General features: G+C 36.2%; 11 protein-coding genes, 1 tRNA gene and 2 other annotated features. Of the genes, 9 read left to right on the forward strand and 3 right to left on the reverse strand.

Going from position 1 to position 19,344, the window contains the following annotated elements:
• Positions 1 to 129: 129 nt before the first annotated feature.
• Positions 130 to 201: transfer RNA gene (locus RTP52_RS08785), tRNA-Gly, on the reverse strand.
• A 504-nt stretch (positions 202 to 705) separates the two neighbouring features.
• On the opposite strand from RTP52_RS08785, the gene RTP52_RS08790 reads away from it, so the two are divergent.
• The 8 genes from RTP52_RS08790 (at position 706) to RTP52_RS08825 (ending at position 11,547) form a co-directional block, all read left to right on the forward strand.
• Positions 706 to 2,052: an MATE family efflux transporter gene (locus RTP52_RS08790; protein ID WP_312370630.1), complete on the forward strand. Its 1,347-nt coding sequence runs from the start codon at positions 706 to 708 to the stop codon at positions 2,050 to 2,052.
• A 54-nt stretch (positions 2,053 to 2,106) separates the two neighbouring features.
• Positions 2,107 to 2,345: a binding site (T-box leader), on the forward strand.
• Between the two features lie 91 nt (positions 2,346 to 2,436).
• Complete coding sequence (locus tag RTP52_RS08795) at positions 2,437 to 3,813, forward strand: TrpB-like pyridoxal phosphate-dependent enzyme (protein ID WP_312106877.1); 1,377 nt, start codon at positions 2,437 to 2,439, stop codon at positions 3,811 to 3,813.
• A 180-nt stretch (positions 3,814 to 3,993) separates the two neighbouring features.
• Positions 3,994 to 4,400, forward strand: a binding site (T-box leader).
• 100 nt (positions 4,401 to 4,500) lie between these two features.
• On the forward strand, positions 4,501 to 6,018 hold the full coding sequence (locus RTP52_RS08800; protein WP_312106875.1) for a 2-isopropylmalate synthase: 1,518 nt from the start codon (positions 4,501 to 4,503) through the stop codon (positions 6,016 to 6,018).
• Between the two features lie 38 nt (positions 6,019 to 6,056).
• On the forward strand, positions 6,057 to 7,643 hold the full coding sequence (locus RTP52_RS08805) for an AAA family ATPase (RefSeq protein WP_312370633.1): 1,587 nt from the start codon (positions 6,057 to 6,059) through the stop codon (positions 7,641 to 7,643).
• The gene (locus RTP52_RS08810; protein WP_312370634.1) at positions 7,633 to 8,334 is read left to right on the forward strand and encodes a hypothetical protein; all 702 of its coding nucleotides are present in this window, start codon (positions 7,633 to 7,635) and stop codon (positions 8,332 to 8,334) included. The genes RTP52_RS08805 and RTP52_RS08810 overlap by 11 nt, the downstream gene beginning before the upstream one ends.
• Before the next feature lie 65 nt (positions 8,335 to 8,399).
• Positions 8,400 to 9,011, forward strand: a complete 612-nt coding sequence (locus RTP52_RS08815) for a sugar O-acetyltransferase (protein WP_312105482.1) — start codon at positions 8,400 to 8,402, stop codon at positions 9,009 to 9,011.
• Between the two features lie 361 nt (positions 9,012 to 9,372).
• Positions 9,373 to 10,365, forward strand: coding sequence for an aminopeptidase (locus tag RTP52_RS08820; protein ID WP_312370635.1), 993 nt, complete (start codon positions 9,373 to 9,375; stop codon positions 10,363 to 10,365).
• Positions 10,366 to 10,695: 330 nt separating this feature from the next.
• Positions 10,696 to 11,547 carry a DegV family protein gene (locus tag RTP52_RS08825; protein WP_312370636.1) on the forward strand — a complete coding sequence of 284 codons (852 nt, stop codon included), beginning with the start codon at positions 10,696 to 10,698 and terminating at the stop codon, positions 11,545 to 11,547.
• 467 nt (positions 11,548 to 12,014) lie between these two features.
• Here the strand turns inward: RTP52_RS08825 and RTP52_RS08830 are convergent, their stop codons facing one another.
• Complete coding sequence (locus RTP52_RS08830) at positions 12,015 to 15,557, reverse strand: glycoside hydrolase family 2 TIM barrel-domain containing protein (protein ID WP_312370637.1); 3,543 nt, start codon at positions 15,555 to 15,557, stop codon at positions 12,015 to 12,017.
• Between the two features lie 302 nt (positions 15,558 to 15,859).
• Positions 15,860 to 16,750, reverse strand: a complete 891-nt coding sequence (locus tag RTP52_RS08835) for an AraC family transcriptional regulator (RefSeq protein ID WP_312105472.1) — start codon at positions 16,748 to 16,750, stop codon at positions 15,860 to 15,862.
• A 533-nt stretch (positions 16,751 to 17,283) separates the two neighbouring features.
• On the opposite strand from RTP52_RS08835, the gene RTP52_RS08840 reads away from it, so the two are divergent.
• The gene (locus RTP52_RS08840) at positions 17,284 to 19,287 is read left to right on the forward strand and encodes an alpha-glucuronidase family glycosyl hydrolase (protein ID WP_312370639.1); all 2,004 of its coding nucleotides are present in this window, start codon (positions 17,284 to 17,286) and stop codon (positions 19,285 to 19,287) included.
• The last annotated feature ends 57 nt before the right edge of the window (positions 19,288 to 19,344 follow it).

Raw genomic sequence — 19,344 nt, forward strand, 5'->3', positions numbered from 1 at the left:
TCCAAACACGGAACAGGAGAACTTAAACATTATGAATGAAGTTCTGAAAAAGAGTGATAGAATGAACAAGAAAAAGTAGTGCACATATCTGTGCAACAAAAAATCCCTTGAAAATCAAGGGATTTCGTAAGCACGAGACGGGATTCGAACCCGCGACCCTCGCCTTGGCAAGGCGATACTCCACCACTGAGCCACTCGTGCATTTATTATTTAATTGTGTCTCACTGAAGACAAGAGATATCATATCAGATATTGTTTTATTTGTCAATACAATTCGAATAATTTTTTTGACTTCCTCATATTTTGCACTACATACAAGTAAATGAGAAGATTTCAGTAGTGGTTGGAACCGCTTGTTTCAATAACGTAATAGCGATAGATATTGAAAATGGGATTGTGTTGAATCAAATCCGGATTCATATAAGTTGGCTAGAAAATTAGGATTTGAGAAAATGAATGAAAATACAGTTTATTGGTTTAATATTTAATATGGGAGGTTGCTTTCTAATTTTAGTAGGCCTATAATAAAAAGTAGCAGAAGAGTAGCGTGTAGCATATTAGTAAAAGATTATGAAATTACATAAATCAAAATTAATAATAAAAGAATATAGAAACATAAGGGCACGTAGATGACTAGGTGACCTTATGTTTCTCTTTGTTACTATAAATACATGCTGCACGAAAGAAAAGCAAGGAGAGAGAAAAATGTCAAGCGACAGTAAGAATCAAGTATCACTAACTGAGGGGCCCATATGGAAACAAATTATTTTATTTACGATACCATTGTTGTTAGGTAATATATTTCAACAGATGTATAACGCTGCAGACTCAATTATTGTAGGTAATTATCTTGGTAGCAGCGCTCTAGCAGCAGTTGGTTCCTCCAGTTCGGTTATTAATCTACTAGTAAGTGCCTTTATGGGGATATCAGTTGGTGCAGGCGTGGTGATATCTAAGTTTTATGGTGCAAAGGATGAGGAAGGTGTAGAGCGCGCAGTTCATACTATGGTAACCTTCGGAATCATTGGTAGTATTGTATTAACAGTTCTTGGAATCGTATTGTCACCTTATATTTTAGTTTGGATGGGTACACCAGATAGTGTTATGCAAAATTCTGTCTTGTATTTTCGAATATTCTTTGCTGGAATTGCTTCTACAGTTATGTATAATATCGGGAGTGGAATATTTCGAGCGGTTGGAGATTCCAAACGCTCTCTTTATTATCTAATTATTTCTACAATTATAAATGTTATATTAGATTTGATATTTATCGCTATATTTCATTGGGGAATTGCTGGTGCTGCTATTGCAACAGTAATTGCACAGACCGTGAGCTGTATTCTTACTTATTACAACTTAATATCAGAGACATCTGCATATCAATTAAAGTTACAGAAATTAAGAATTCATAGGTTTGAATTAAAACAGATTATAAGGATTGGTTTACCGGGTGGTCTACAAAATTCTATCGTTTCTCTATCGAATGTTATTGTTCAATCGAATATAAATTCTTTTGGTGAATTGGCGATTGCAGGTTGTGGAGCTTATTGGAAAATAGATGGTTTTGCTTTATTGCCAGCAAGTAGTTTTGCTCTAGCAGTGACAACATTTGTTAGTCAAAATATTGGTGCAAGAAAGCTCGATCGTGTAAAAAAAGGAACAACCTTTTCGTTATTTGCAGGAATGATTACAGCTGAAGTAATAGGTGTAGTTATCTTTATTTTTGCTCCGTATCTAATTGCTCTTTTTAATCGAGATCCAGAGGTAATTGCATATGGAAGTGAGATGGCACGAAATGTCGTACCCGCTTATTTTCTAGTAGCACTCTCACACGGAATTGCTGGTGTTTTGCGTGGTGCGGGTAAATCTGTTGTACCTATGATTACGATGATTTGTTTTTGGTGTATCTTACGAGTTATTTATATGACAGTAGCCTTAAGACTTGTAAACGACATACATATCGTATATTGGGCATATCCAATCACATGGACATGCAGTGCGATTGTATTATTAATTTATTTAAAGAAGGTTAAGTGGATGCCAGTATTATGAGGAACAAATCAGAAAAAACCATTGACAGCTATGGGAGTTAAGTGGTAAATTGAATACAAACCGTTGACAAAGAGTAAGTACTTTTAGGAACTTTCTTTAAAGAGAGCCACAGGTGGTGAGATTGTGGCAGGTAAAGGCTAAAAGGAATGGGCTTTGGAGGGCAAACTAAAATTTAGTAGGTGAGCCGGAGAAATCCTCCGTTATCAAAGATAAGCATATGTTTGTATGCATAGAGTGGACGTTTAACGTCAAGCTGGGTGGCACCGCAGAAGTTCGATACTTTTGTCCCTGCAGATTTATTTGTATGGGATAAGGGTATTTTTTTTGTACCTTTTCCCAAGAGATGTGTTCCAAGGAACTACATGATTGAAAGGAGAAAGGATTATGATGAAGCAAGAAATACCTTACAAAATCTATCTTGAAGAAAGCGAGATGCCAACAAAGTGGTATAACGTGCGTGCTGATATGAAGAATAAACCAGCACCATTGTTAAATCCACAAACATTAAAACCCATGACATTTGATGAATTAAAGCAAGTGTTTTGTGATGAACTAGTAATACAGGAGCTTGATGACACCAATGCTTATATTGATATTCCAGAAGAGATACTAAACTTTTATAAGATGTATCGCCCAGCGCCACTAGTGCGAGCATATTGTTTAGAAGAAAAGTTACAAACTCCTGCTAAGATTTATTATAAATTTGAAGGAAATAATACCAGTGGTAGTCACAAATTAAATTCTGCGATTGCACAAGCATATTATGCAAAAAAGCAAGGATTACATGGTGTCACTACAGAGACCGGTGCTGGTCAGTGGGGGACTGCCCTTTCAATGGCGTGTTCCTATTTTGACCTAGACTGCAAAGTATTTATGGTTAAGGTATCTTATGAACAGAAACCTTTCCGTAGAGAAGTTATGAGAACTTATGGAGCTCAGGTTACGCCGTCTCCATCGTTAGCTACTGAAGTAGGAAAAAGAATATTAGAAGCACACCCTGGAACCACAGGAAGTTTAGGTTGTGCGATCTCGGAAGCGGTTGAAACCGCAGTATCAACACCAGGTTATCGTTATGTGCTTGGTAGTGTATTATCACAAGTATTATTGCATCAGTCAATCATCGGCTTAGAAACGAAGGCAGCTCTTGATAAATATGGCATCACTCCAGATATTATCATTGGTTGTGCTGGTGGTGGTTCAAATTTAGGCGGTCTTATTTCACCTTTTATGGGTGAAGTATTGCGTGGTGAGAAGAAGTATCACTTTATTGCGGTTGAACCAGCATCTTGCCCAAGTTTAACGAGAGGTAAATTTGCTTATGATTTCTGTGATACTGGTATGGTGTGTCCACTTGCTAAGATGTATACGTTAGGAAGCAACTTTATTCCATCTGCTAATCACGCAGGCGGGCTTCGTTATCATGGTATGAGTTCTGTATTATCCCAGCTTTATGAAGAGGGGTTAATGGAAGCACGTGCAGTGGAACAGACCGCAGTATTTGAGGCAGCAGAACAATTTGCTAGGATTGAAGGTATCTTACCTGCGCCAGAGAGCAGCCATGCAATTCGTGTAGCAATCGATGAGGCATTAAAGTGTAAGGAAACAGGGGAAGAAAAGACGATTGTATTTGGTTTAACCGGTACTGGATATTTTGATATGGTTGCTTATGAACGTTTTCATAATGGAGAGATGACGGATTATATTCCAACCGATGCAGATTTACAGCAAGGATTTGATGGAATTCCAAAACAGCCAAAATAAGAATAAGCTGATTACAGTAGTGGCAATGAGGTTATGAGCAAGTAGTGTAAGCGGATTGCGAATATCCGCTTTGACTGCAAAATCTTATTAAAACAATTTAGTGATTTATTATTAAAAACAATTTAGTGATTTATCTTGACAGAGTGAAAAAACTTTGATAGAATGATGAAAATTTATATGAAAAATACTTTGAAAAGGAATAGTAACCGTAGTAGGATTTTCAGAGACTTGCTGGTTGGTGCGAAGCAAGAGTCTAAATAGGGTGAACTCGCCTTGGAGTAGCTGACTGAAAAGTTACAGTAGGTTAAGCCGGAAGCCCACCGTTACAAGGGATAGATATTGACCATAAAAGATGTATCGAACGAACACGTAAGAGTGGTATAGCAGAGTAACTTCTGTCTCTTTGGAGGCAGAAGTTTTTTTATTTTATAGGTAATTGCATCACAAAATCCTATAAATGCTCCGCTTAGAATATAGTACGAGTGCCTCGTTACGAAATACTTTGTTCTTTTATGGAATGTATCGATAAGTGCATGCTTTTGGCATGAAAAAGAGTGGTACCGCGGAACCCCCAATTCGTCTCTTAATTTTAAGACGATTGGGGGATTTTTTATACCTAAGACAAGTAGGCATGCTATAGTATAGCAAGAATGTTTCGATGCGTAAGAGCGCAGAAAGGGGTAAAATATGCGAAAAATCTATGTATTTGACACAACCTTACGAGATGGAGAACAGGTACCAGGAGCGAAACTTAATTTTGAAGAAAAGATGTATATTGCAAAACAATTAGAGAAGCTAAGAGTAGACTATATGGAAGCAGGATTTCCTTCCTCCTCACAAGGCGATTTTGAGGCAGTACGAGCAATTAGTAGACAAATAAAGGATTCTTCCGTGGTAGCCTTGGGAAGAGCTGTTAAATCTGATATTGATCGCATGTATGAAAGTTTAAAAGAAGCAGTAAATCCTATGATTCATATTGTATTAGGCTCCTCTAATGTTCATATTACAAAAAAATTTAATAAGAACCCAGAAGATATCTTGCAAATGGGGGTAGATGCAGTTACATATGCAAAACGCTATACTTCACAAGTGGAATACTCTCTTGAGGATGCGAGTCGTTCCGATTTAGAGTACATGTGGAAAACAATTGAGGCAGTAGTAAAGGCTGGAGCTACTTGTGTAAATATACCGGATACGGTAGGGTTTGCAGTACCTGAGTTATTCGGTGGTCTAATTCATCAAATCTATGAACGTCTTCAGAATTTGGCACCACATGTATTATTAAGTGTTCATTGCCATAATGACTCAGGACTTGCAACTGCAAATACATTGGCAGCTGTGAGAAATGGCGCGAATAAAGTGGAATGTACGATCAATGGAATAGGGGAAAGAGCAGGTAATACCTCCTTAGAAGAAGTAATAATGGGGATAAAACTTCATCCTGAATATTATGACGGGTATACCGATATCAATCATTCCGCCATTTATGAAACCTCCCGAATTGTAAGCCGTACCATGGGTCTTGATGTTCAAGTGAATAAGGCGTTGGTAGGGGAAAATGCCTTTGCACATTCTTCTGGAATCCATCAGGATGGTCTTTTAAAGTCAAAGGAGGTATATGAGATATTCGAACCTTCGGATATCGGTGCTCCTCCAATGGATATTGTACTTACCGCTCGTTCTGGAAAACATGCATTTGAATATATCTCTAAAAAACTTGGTTATGAAATTGCACCGGAAAGTTTAAATGAAATCCATACTAATTTCTTAAAAATAGCAGATGAGAAAAAGGAAGTCTATGATAATGACGTCATCGATTTACTGGACGGGGATGATAGAATACAAAAGAATGGAGAAAAGAAGTTATGGATGTTAGAAGATTTTCAGATGAATGTCAATATGAATCTGCCATCTGCAACAGTAAAATTGGTTAGAGATAAGCAAGAGGTTGTAATTAGCGAAGCTGGAAATGGTGCAATCTCAGCATTATATGCAGCAATTTTAAAAGCAGTTGATATGCCAATTCATCTAATAGATTATCGTATTCAAAATATTGGCGCAGAAAAAGAATCCTTAGGTAAGGTCGTTGTACAAATACAATATAACGGAAAATTTTATTTCGGAAAAGCAATTGAAAGAGATGTTATGAAAGCAAGTGCATTAGCTCTCGTAAATAGTGTGAATAAAATCGTATTAAATAGTTAATATACCATTAGCGAAGAAAATAACGAGAGGGATGCAGTATGGCAAAATCAATCATTCGACTACAAAAGATAAATATACAAAACTTAAAGAATGTTGCATTAGGAGACATTCGTTTTACTTGTAATCTATGGGAGGACATCTATGAGAGAAAGGCGGATGTTCTCGGTGTTTATGGTCAAAATGGATCGGGAAAAACAACACTTATTTGTGCTTTATCTTTGTTAAAGGGATTGATGAGTGGTACTGCATTACCAATGAATTTCAGTAATATGATAAAATGCGGCGAGCAGGCAGCAGTCTGCTCGTTTGAATTTAGTGTGGTGACAGAGGAACAGGAAAAGTATAAGGTTGTATATGAAGTAACTTTATCGAGAGAAGCAAGTTTAACGAGAGAAGCAAGTTTAACGAAAGAAACAAATCTAACAAAAAAAGCAAGTTTATCGAAAGAAGTAAGCTTACCGAAAGAAGCAACTAAAAATCAAGGAGCAGTTTTTAGTAAAAATCAAAAGGATGATTTGATTGGGTATCAAAAAGAGAACTTAAGCACTAAAATGGAAGCATCCAAGAATACCCCAGTGGAGCGAAGTGTAGTTATAACCAATGAAAGATTAACGATTTCAAGACTACAATCTAACCGTTATGAAAAATCTAAGTCAGTAAAGGTTTTAGTAAAATCTGATAATGAGGATGAAGCTAATATAAAAGTCATCCCTAGCAATTATTTTACAAACTTTTTAAAAGAAACGAAGAAAGAAACTATAGAGGAATTATTAAGTAAATCATATCAGAATGGGATTTCTTATCTTTTCTCAAAAGAAATATTATCGGAAACTAAATCAAATAACACAGAGTTTCATACCATAATTCATCTACTCAATTACTATGCAACTTATCAGCTTCACATCATCAGCAATGTCCAGAGTGGTGTAATCAATGCTAATATTGCACTACCATTTTCTTTTGTCTTAGAAGATAAAAAATCAGTATCGATGCTCTATGGAAGTTTAAAACTAAATGGGACGTCCTTACTGCCGAAAGATTTAACACCAGCCATTCAACAAAAGATTGAGCTAGTTAATGTAGTTCTTGGAGAGTTGGTACCAGGCCTAAGCATTCGTTTGGTAGAGCTAGAGGAACAGATAGGGGAGAATGGAGAAAAGCTGATAGAGACTCAATTGCTTGCAAGAAGAGGAGAGAATGAGATCTTACTTCAGTACGAATCCGATGGTATCAAGAAGCTAATTTCTATTCTTTATACAGTGATACTTGGCTTTAGGGATGCATCGGTAACGGTTGCAATTGACGAGCTCGACAGTGGAATTTTTGAGTTCTTACTAGGAGAGATTCTGCAAATGTTTGAGGAGTCAGGGCAAGGGCAACTCATTTTTACTTCTCATAATTTACGACCTCTTGAAGTACTGAATAAGAAAAACATTTTATTTACTACAACAAATGAAAAACATCGTTATATTAGGCTTCAAAATGTAAGAGCGAATCAGAATTTACGTGATTTTTATTTTCATGACATCGTTCTTGGAGGACAGAAGGAATGTATCTATGAGAGAACCAATCCTTATGTTATAAGAAGAGCATTCAAGATGGCAGGTGATAGCAATGCAAAGTAAGAAAATTATTTTATTTATTGTAGAAGGAATCCATGATAAAACCAGTCTCTCCATTTGTCTAAGTGATCTGCTTGAGGGGGCATCGGTACACTTTGCATTAACTCATGGAGACATCACATCACGATATGGGACCAGCGTGAAAAATATAAATGAACGTATTGGTGCTATTGTGAAAGATTTTAGCGGGAGCATTTTTAAACCGAAAGATTTCTACGAGGTAGTTCATATCATTGATACGGATGGTGCGTTTATACCAGAGGAGCATATCAAAAAGGCTACGAAGGTGGAGGAAGGCTCTTCTCATATAAAATACGAGCAAGAAGAAATCTTAACACCTGATCCAAAGAATATCAAAGAGCGTAACGAGCAAAAGTCAGATGTAATAGAGAGAATGTTATCGATAGAAAAAGTTTGGAGAACGATTCCTTATCATGTGTATTACTTTTCTTCAAATATGGATCATGTTCTTCATAATAATCCAAATCTAACGCGTGAAGAAAAAGAACGGTTGGCGGAGGAATTTGAGAATCACTTTTATAAGAAACCAGAGGAGTTTGCGAGATTTTTTCAAGAGGACGATTTAGCAGTAAAGGGTGAATATGAGGAGACATGGGAGTTTATAAAACTTGACTGTAATTCGTTAAAGAGGTATTCTAATTTTGGGGTTTTCTTGAAGGGGAGGGAAAAGTAAAATTACGTTATGCGCGTACATTTTATAGTTTGTATGCGTGATAAAGCACGCAGATAGGAGTCATTATGAATCAAAAAGAGCGTATGTTAGCAGGGCTTCCTTATAAAGCTTGGATGGATGGATTAAGCGAGGAGCGATTGAATTGTAGAATGAAAATCCATGAGTTTAATCATAGTTTACCGTCTGAAGTGGATAAGCAGCAAAAATTATTGCGAGAAATTTTAGGAAAGACGGGAAAGAATATTCATATAGAAGCACCGTTTCATTGTGACTATGGATACAATATTGAGGTTGGAGAGGACTTTTATGCTAACTTTAATTGTGTCATTCTTGATGTTGGTAAAGTTACGATAGGAAATAATGTAATGTTTGCTCCGAATGTAGCAATCTATACTGCGGGTCATCCTATCCATCCTGATTCAAGAAATTCTGGGTATGAATATGGAATCGCAGTGTCCATTGGGGATAATGTTTGGGTAGGAGGGAATGTTGTTATTAATCCAGATGTTCATATCGGGAATAATGTTGTGATTGGTTCTGGTAGTGTAGTTACAAAGGATATTCCGGATAATTCGATTGCTGTGGGAAATCCATGTCGTGTGATTCGTCAAATTACAGAGGAAGACCGAAAGTATTATTTTAGGAACCGAGAATTTGATGTAGAGGATTATAAGTAGGATGACATTATGAAAAAAGCATTCAAGGAATCATTTCTTTCATACGATACCATTAACAGATTGTTATTTTAGCGATGGCGTATGGGGTCTTGATGAAGTCAAAGGGTTATAGACCATAATGGTCTGTTTTAATGAGTGCTACAAATTTATTATAAAAGGCGATAGAAAGGATGTTATGCTTTCTATCGCCTTTTAGCTTAAATACAATTAGATAAGTATAAAATTAATATTGACATATAATGAATTGATTAATATAATAACATATATATATCAATATAATTTGATGAACATACATAACGTAACTAATTCATGTTTCATTTTAGTAACATAATGTTTCTATGAAGTGAAAGGGAGAAAGAGAATGGAGAAAAAATTAATAAAGAAACTCTTAAAGGCGACTGGAGTAAAAGAAGGGGAGTTAATTCTCTTACACTTTTGGGGAGAAGATAAGGACAGAACGATTTTACATGATTTTGCAACTCAAGTAGCTGCCTTAGGAGCTACACCTTTTGAAGTAACTCAGTCAAGAACTGTGAACCGCGAGTTATTTTCTGAGGCAAAGGATAGTTGCTTTAACGAACGCTATTTTCAAATATTTAAAGAATTTGACGCTGTGATCGATTTATTTTCCTATCAGCCGGTAGTAATAGGAGGTAGTTTAAGTGAAGAAGCAATGCAAAATTATCGCAGATATATGTCTGGATTATTTGGTACTTTAATGAAAGCGAAACGCTTTACCCAATTAAGGATTCCAACTGAAGAAAATGCGAAAGATTTCAGTATGGAGCCACAAGAGTTTATAGAACGAATGACTTGTGCTTATGATGTGGATTACGATAATATCCGCCTCCGTGGAGAAGAGAAGATAGAGGAGCTGAAGCAAACGAAAAAGGCTATCTTACATACTGGAGAGAAAGAGACTTTAACAATTGAATATGAGAATCGAGAGTGGTTTAACGATGCAGGGGAAGGGGATTTGCCATGCGGTGAGATCTATATCGCTCCACTGGAGAATAAAACAGAAGGAACCATGTATTTTGAGACTCTTTACTTGGATGATTTACCAGCATGTAATCAAGTAACACTTACCATAATGGGGGGCAAGGTCGTGGATAGTAGTCATGATTTAGTTAAGAACTATCTGATGGATTTACCTGAAAGTGGTCGTGTTGTTTGTGAGTTTGGTATTGGATTGAATCCAAAGATTAAAGGTCTTACTGGATGTACAGTCTTAGATGAAAAGATGGATGGAACTGTTCATATAGCAATTGGTGCGAATCACATGTTTGGTGGTGTTAATGAAGCTCCGATGCATATTGATTTGGTGGGAGTTGCAACTATAGATTACGAGTAAAGTTTATCCTAGGTAAAGGCATTATAAATTTATAATTGAATAAAGAAAAATACTCTAGTGGATACAACCGTGATTTAAAGCTGAAAGATACAGCTTTATGAATGAAAGGTTTGTGTCCACTTTTATTTGTGAGAAGGAAAATTTCGCGAAAAGTGTGCTTTCTCTCGATATCTTCTTGGCATTTCTATTAGTTGTTTGTATTCTTGTTAGAAGAGATTGATTTTTCTGACTTAAAGTGGTATGTTACCATATACTTGAAATATTTTATTCTTAATGGTTGTTTCGTTATAACAATGGTCATAATTTACATAGAAGATAAGGAGTAAAGTGATGGGTGAAATAAAAATTTTTGCAGATAGTACTTGTGATTTATCGGAAGAGTTGTTAAAGAAATATGATATTACTATAATTCCACTTAATATCGTATTGGGGATGAAAAGTTTCCAAGATGGTAAGGAGATAACTCCACAAGAAATCTATGAATGGTCAGATCGGGAAGGGGAAACTCCAAAGACAGCAGCACCTGAAATTGGAGTTGCTTTTGATATACTGAAACCATATATGGAGAAGAAGCTTGATATAATATTTTTCGGTATTTCAGAAGAAATGTCGGTAACCTGTCAGGTTATAAGAATGGTGGCGCAGGAGCAAGAATATAATAGGATTTTTGTAATCAATTCTAAGAATCTGTCAACTGGAATAGGTCTTTTGGTATTACGAGCAGCTGATTTAGTGAGAGAAGGGTTTTCAGTAGAGGAGATTGTTAAGATAATAGAGGAAGATACAGATAAGGTTAGGGCATCCTTTGTTGTCGATACATTAACCTATCTTCATCGTGGAGGAAGATGTAGTACTGTAGCTACACTCTTAGGCAATACATTACGCTTAAAGCCAATGATTGCTGTAAATAATGGAAAGATGGGTGTAGATAAGAAATATCGCGGCAGACCAAAGTCTGTAATATCGAATTATGCTAATGATTTAAGGGACGAATTACTTAATGCAGATTCGACTCGTGTGTTTATAACTCATTCTGGTATTGATCAATTAATTGAACAAGAAGCTTACCAATTTCTTAAGGAACTGAACTACTTTAAGGAGATATTAATAACCAGAGCAGGTGGTGTAATATCGTCCCATTGTGGTCCAAATACGTTAGGTATACTGTTTTTTGAGAAATAAAATGATGAACGGTAAAAATATTAAATTTGATATACAAAAATCCATGAAACGCAGTTAGGCAATGGTTAGCTTAATGAGTTTCATGGATTTTGTTAAATAAATAGAATATAAATTTTTAATACATAGAAAGTAGAGTTTATATTTTCTAATATAATAATATCTGCTTATCCTATTGTTTCATTCTTACGTGAGATGATATGTCCACAGGAAGGACAGTGTGTATCTTTGTTTAACTTCAAACGAAGATCGAGTGATTCTTTACAATGAGGGCATCTGTAATATTTCCATTGATTAAAACAACTGAAGGTTCCCCACTTACTGTTGTTTATACAATAGTATTCTCATTACTTGGAGCATTATCCCCATTTGATATCGTTTATACAATATTACCCTTCACTCACATAGAACGTTAACTTCACTTACTATCATTTCATGTCAAATATAATCATCAATTGCTGCCAAGAATTCTACTCAAACTGGAACCACTCAAAGTCAAAGTTACTGCCCGGTAGGAACAGGAAGGTAACGGTATACTTACCAGTTTTCTTAGAGAATTCAAACTCTTTCACTTCATAATCATTCGTAAAGTTAAATTCTGCAAGTTCTTCAATATTACTTTCCTCTGAAATGAACTTTACATGAATGGTGTTATTTTCGATTGGAGAATGCCCACAGATTGAAAGTTTCGTAATACCCTGTTCTCCGAAATCCATCTCTGAGAATTCCAAGGATACATTATTCCCGATTCCTTCAATGCAAGGAGCTTTCTTTGTAAAGGTATCCCCATAGATAAGGTCACAATCGGTTGCAAATAATTTTGCAATTCCTTTTTCCGGGTTGCTAAACTGAAATCCTTGTACGCTTAATCGTTTGAATACGACAAAGGAAATCGTTACGATGCCTTTAACTCTACGCTTTAATCGGTAAGTTTCTGGTTGATGATGATTCCATATTGGTTTTTTACTAAAGATACAATCTGCTAGTAATTCACTTCCTTCTTCATGTGGGATACCTTCCCAGATCTCAAAGGTTGGAGGCTCAGTATCAAGACAGTAGATTGGAACAGTAATCTCATCGGAACCATAGGAACCAAAGTCTACATTTTTAAAACAGATGTAAGAATCTATTGGTAGTAGTGAGGAGATACCGCGCTCAATTCCATTGGTAAGGTTCGTATTGGACCAAGAGTATAAACCACCATATATAAATTCATACGGATTCATGGTAGCTTCTCCAAGGTCATTAAAGTTAAGCTCTACTTCAGAAATCATACGTACTTTATCTGCACCATTTTGACAGGTACAACGAAGATAAGCCTTACCGCTGCCAAGAGCGATTACCTTTACCTTAGCCCCATCCTTTTCTAGTTTGGCAAGATTGGAATCAATACCAGAACCATTGGTAATTCTCCAATCGATATCTTGATAGGTAGCATTTGCTGGATGAATGATTACATAGCTTTCTATTGTACTTAGATCCTTCGTTAGAGTGGTTCCAAGAGGTGTAACAATTTCTAGTTTACGAATCGGAATCTCAGTTTCATTCGTAGTAGGAATTGTAACTTTCGGATTTAGTACTGGATAAATGATGTGATTCGTATTTCTCATATTATCGCTAAGACCTTCTGGATACTCACATGGGATGGATGTAAAGGTGAGAGTCCCTGCTGGTAAAGTTTCTGAGGAAACCTTTATTGTAATTTCACCCGGTGTTAAGGTTGATGCAATAACTGCAAGTAATTTTCCGCTGAATAATCTCCGGCTGATTCCTTTATATTGATCATAATCGGTACTATCACCATTATCTAGTCCAATTAGACGGCCAGCGCCACTAACGTCTACGGTAACACGATTATTTGCATTTTCTACTGGATTACCATTACAATCTTCCATGCTAATTTCCACAAAGAGTAGATCCTGGCTATTCGCAAGCAAGGTGGTTTTATCTGGTGTTAATTTTATAGTAGCAGCATCACCAAAGGAGGTACGGGTATCAGTTGCAATAATATTTCCGAATTCATCATAAGCAACCGCTTTTAAGGTACCTTCTTCATAAGGTAACTGCCAATGTCCACATAGCTGTGTACCGTGTTTGTGGTCAATATCATAGGTTCCTAGGGAGTTCTCATTAAAAAACAATTCCACTTTTGGAGCATTCGAGCATACTCTGATATCAATCATCTGGTCTTTAGAAAAATCCCAGTATGGGAATAAATGTACCATTGGTGATTTTTTATAATCCGTCCACTCTGACTGATAGATATAGAACATATCCTTCTTAAAACCAGCGGTGTCTACCTGACCGAAATATGAGTTTTTCGTAAAATATGGAGTTGGCTCTCCTATGTAGTCCCATCCAGTCCAGATGAATTGTCCGGCACTAAATGTGGCATCACGGTCTTTCGTAATACAGTATTCTGTACTTCGTGCTCCCCAACTTGAAGTCGTATTACCAAGGGAAGAGCATTGTTCATCATCGTCTGCAAGGATTGCCTTTGAATATGGAAAATGATAGATTCCACGGCTTTGTAAGGTAGATGCAGTTTCACTTCCGTATATCATCCAATCTGGATGCAGTTCATGATGCTCTTGATAAAGTCGTTCTGCATAGTTATATCCAGCCAGTTTCACGATATCAGCGCACTTCTGAGCATTTTCCCATGCCATGTAATTGGAACCGATGGTTACAGGGGCATTTAAGCGACAATCATGTTTACGAACAAAGCTTAATAACATTCTAGTAACTTCCTGACCACGCTCGTCTGCATGTGTATCATAGATTTCATTTCCAATACTCCACATGATAAGTGAAGGGTGGTTGCGGTCCCTGCGAATCCAACTAGCTACATCTTTTTCTGCCCATTCAGGGAAGAAGCGAGCATAATCATAGGTTGTTTTTGAACGCTCCCAGATATCAAAGGCTTCCGAATTGATTAAAAATCCCATCTCATCTGCAAGCTCCATTAACTCTATCGCTGGCATATTGTGAGAAGTACGGATAGCATTGACACCCATTTCCTTTAACATTGATAGTTGTCTCTTAAGGGCAGTACGATTGATAGCAGCACCAAGGCTACCAAGGTCGTGGTGTTGGCATACTCCATATAGCTTTACATGTTTACCATTAAGGAAAAAGCCTTCTTCACAAGTGTATTCTATGGTACGAAAACCAATTTTCTGTGTTATGGTCTGTATCACAGTATTATTTTTTATAATATCAGTTTGCACCTGATATAAGTTCGGTGTTTCAAGCTCCCAAAGAAGAGGGGCTATAATATGTAGTTTACTGTCTTGTACATAGAAGGCATTCTTTGTTACCTCATCTGTAACATCAACAGTGTGGGTGCAAACTAATTCATGGTTAGGTGACCATACAGTGTGGCGAAGTTCGATTGTAGATGCGAAATCCTTGTCTAGTCCATGAAAATTCTCTGGCACTGAAATCTTAGATTCCATACTGATCGGCAAGGAGGATAGCTCGGTTGATAGGAAAGTATAAAAATCTTCACCCGCTTTTTCTGTTGAACTATAAATTCCATCTGGGTTAATATGTACTTCAGGATAGGTATGAAACCATACATTACGATAAATACCTGCACCAGAATACCATCTCGAGTTTGGTGACTCGTAGATGACTTGCATCACAATTTCATTGTCACCTTCCGTTAAAAACTCGGTAATATCGAATTCAAACGTTGAGTAACCATATTTCCACTCTCCAGCAACTTTTCCATTGACATAGAGGGTAGAGTTCATATACACACCCTCGAAACGTAATGTGTATCTCTCCTTAGTCTTAAGTTCTTTCATTGATAATGTACGGCGGTACCAACCTTCTCCGGTTTCATACAAATCGTAGGTATTATAAATTAACCAGTCATGGGGCAAATCAACGGGATGCCATACAGTATTTGCATCTAGCACTAATTGCAGGGTCGCACCTATCTGATGTTTGGAAAAACTCCAGCCATCATTCATTAATCTTCGATTATTAAGTATTTGATTGCTCATCTTCTTCCACCTTTCTATGTAATTATATTACTACTTTTTCTGAAAATTTTAGTTCTTTTAATCTTTCTTAAAAACATGCTAATAGCATACATTTCCAGAGCCTGCAAACTATGGCCGCAGAAACAAAGTTACGTTACTTGCTACTTTAGTTCATTCTATTTCATCTTAATAGCAACAACAATGTAACATCTTATACGAAACATGTAGTTCTATAATATTACACTTATATTTGGAATTATCTTAATTATAAAAACGAATATGTAAAATTATCCGAATCATATAAACGAATATTCGAAATTACTCTATGCTTGGGAAGCATTAAAACGTATGATGTTAGGCCCATGAAGACGCTTGTATTCACTTGGAGTACATTGCTTCTGCTCTTTAAATATTCGGTTGAAAGTCGCTAGGCTGTTAAAGCCAGAATGCATTGCAATCTCAGTGATGGTTAGGTTAGGGTCAATGAGCAATTTTTCTGCATGCATGATTCGTTGTTTATTTAAATAATCGTAGTAGGAAATACCTGAAAATTCTTTAAACAAACGCATAAAATGATACTTACTAAAGCCAGCTAACTGTGCTAGATCATCCACGTTAATCGGTTCGGTGCAATGTTCGTTAATATGGGTACATACCATGAGAAATTTATCGATATATTCATGCCGCTTCGGACTCTTTGTATTTGGAAATTTCTTTTCTGAGGTAATATAATTTCGACCTAAGATCACAAAGAAATTTACAAGCATAGAGTAAATTGCTGCCTCTTTTAATGGGGAATCTCCGAAATATTCCTTCATAATTCTAAGCATAAGGCTATGAAGATCTTCATGAATATCAGGCATTGTCTCAGTTGTAATGATGGTACATGGGTGGAACATATGAAATACGGAGTCAAATCCATTTAAGTTATAAAGTAAGGAATAATCAAATTGGAAGATAATCCGTTTTCCCTTAGTTGGAGCATAGAGTTGGTGAAGCTCGCCAGAAGGTAGTAGGATAATATCGCCGATATCTAATTGGTAGCGGATATTATTTACAACAACCTCATATGTATTTTCAATTGGCATAATAATTTCTGCAGCAGTATGCCAATGAATCGGATAATCTTCGTATTCTTCATTTAAATAAAGTCGAATGCCGATATTCTCATCATAGGAAACTGTTTCTCTAGTTCCGTTTAGTATTGCTATCATAGAGGCTTCTCCTTAATCAAATTAATAATCTTCAATTAATCATATGTTGCGATGAGCAAATTAGAAAAAAATCTATTAGTTATGTACAAATATTAGTTCTATTATGAGAAAAAATCGTGCAATTTATAATATTAAGTATAGTGCATTCTAAAAATATTGTAAAGAGAAATTGGATAGAAATAGCATTATTTGATTAGCTAAATTTTATTGTACTAAATAATAGCATTATTTGAGGAAAATAGAGCAAAAATTAAGAAGTGCGCTTACGGTTCATGAAGTATAGTTTGTTTATAAGTAATCTGAAGATATAATGAGTAAAGAATTAATGAGTTTAGGTTAAGTGTGAAGAGAATATCTAAAGGCGCCAAAAGACACCACCTAAGAAATTCTAAAACTTCACATTAGTTTCATAACGATGTTTGCACCAGGGTATCCTCAGCGCAAATATTCAGCCTACAATGAAGGCATGTTTTCAGGAATGAAGGAAGATATTGCTTTAACTTTTTATTATAATAGAAGAAGGAGATGGAACAATGGGGTTTGAAAAAGCTTGGTTAAATTACTGTAAAAGTGATAATCTTTCGATGCAAGATTATTTTATGTTCGTTACATACAATAAAGAGGACTCTATTGTAAAGAGTACGGTTTTAGAATTAACAGCAGCAGCAAAAGGGCTATTTTCAATCGATATGAAAAGCAGCCTTTGTGATATGAAATATGAAGTAGATAGTACGAAAAAAGGAATTCATCTTCAGATAGGTGATGATAAAGAGCTAGAAAATGAGGGATATCGCATTTCGTTAGTAGACGAGGTGATATTGATAGAAGCTTTTACATCTCGAGGTATTCTCTATGGAACCTTTGATTTGATTCGCAGTACCATACTAAGAACAGATGATCATTCTCTGAACAAAACTATCTTTCCAAAGAATCCTCTTCGAATGTTAAATCATTGGGATAACATGGATGGAAGTATTGAGAGAGGATATTCCGGTAATTCTTTCTTTTTTGAACATGGAGAAGTTATTGTAAATGAACGTACTAAGGCTTATGCAAGGCTTGTTTCCTCCGTTGGTATTAATGCAGTAGTAATTAATAATGTGAATGTACGTGGTATAGCAACTAATCTAATAACAAACCGTTACATAGATAAATTAAAGCAGATCGGTGAAATTTTTGCTTCTTATGGAATTAAACTATTTCTTTCTCTTAATTTTGCGGCTCCAATGGAACTTGGTGGTCTAACAACTGCTGACCCCCTTGATGAGGCAGTCCGCCTGTGGTGGAAGGAAGCAGTGAAGTTATTATTTATAGAAATACCATCCTTTGGCGGATTTTTAGTTAAGGCAGATTCGGAGGGAAGACCGGGGCCATTTACTTATCAAAGAACTCATGCAGAAGGTGCCAATATGTTAGCTGAGGTAGTAAAACCTTATGGCGGTCTGATTATCTGGAGATGTTTTGTGTATAACTGCAAACAGGATTGGAGAGATACGAAAACAGATAGAGCAAGAGCAAGTTTCGATAACTTCCAATCATTAGATGGTAGTTTTGCGGAGAATGTAATTTTACAAGTGAAAAACGGTCCAATGGATTTTCAGGTTAGAGAACCAATATCACCTTTATTCGGTGGAATGAAGAAAACAAATCTGATCTTAGAAGTCCAGATTGCACAGGAATACACAGGTCAACAAAGACATGTTTGTTACTTGATCCCGATGTTTAAAGAAATCTTAAAGTTTAAAACTTATTGTAAAGAAGAAAATGATACGGTACTTGATATCGTAAGTGGAAACACTTATGGTAATAAAAATGCTGGAATGGCAGCAGTTACAAATACAGGGAATGATGATAACTGGACTGGTCATGACTTGGCAGCAGCGAATCTCTATGGATATGGAAGACTTAGTTTTAATCCTGATTTAACATCAGAAGAGATAGCAAACGAATGGATCACCTTAACCTTTGGTACAAAGGAACATGTCATAGAGTATATAACCAAAATCCTAATGATGTCCTGGCCGGCATATGAGAAATATACTTCTCCGCTTGGAATTGGTTGGATGGTGAATCCATCTCATCATTACGGACCTAATGTTGATGGATATGAATATGATCGTTGGGGTACTTACCACAAAGCAGACCATACAGCAATTGGTGTTGACCGAACTAAGAACGGAACAGGTTACACAACACAGTATCATAGGCCGAACCAAGAGCTCTATGAAACACCTGAAACATGTCCAGAAGAGTTGCTATTATTCTTCCATCGCATTCCATATACTTATCAGCTAAAGACAGGTAAGACCTTAATTCAACATATCTATGATTCTCATTTTGAAGGTGTAGAGGATGTGGAAGAGATGGTTTCGTTATGGGAAGAACTAAAAGGAAAACTAGAGGAAGTACCATATCATAGGGTTTTGCATAGATTACAGGAACAGCTGGAACATTCGAAGGAATGGAGAGATGTGATTTGCTCTTATTTTAATAGGAAGACAGCGATTGAGGATAAGAAGGGGAGAAAGATTTATTGATATATTTTACTAACAGGGTTTAACAAAAAAATATTAGTGGGATAAATACCACTAATA

It is taken from the genome of Lachnoclostridium sp. (assembly GCF_031997925.1).
GTDB lineage: Bacteria > Bacillota > Clostridia > Lachnospirales > Lachnospiraceae > Lachnoclostridium.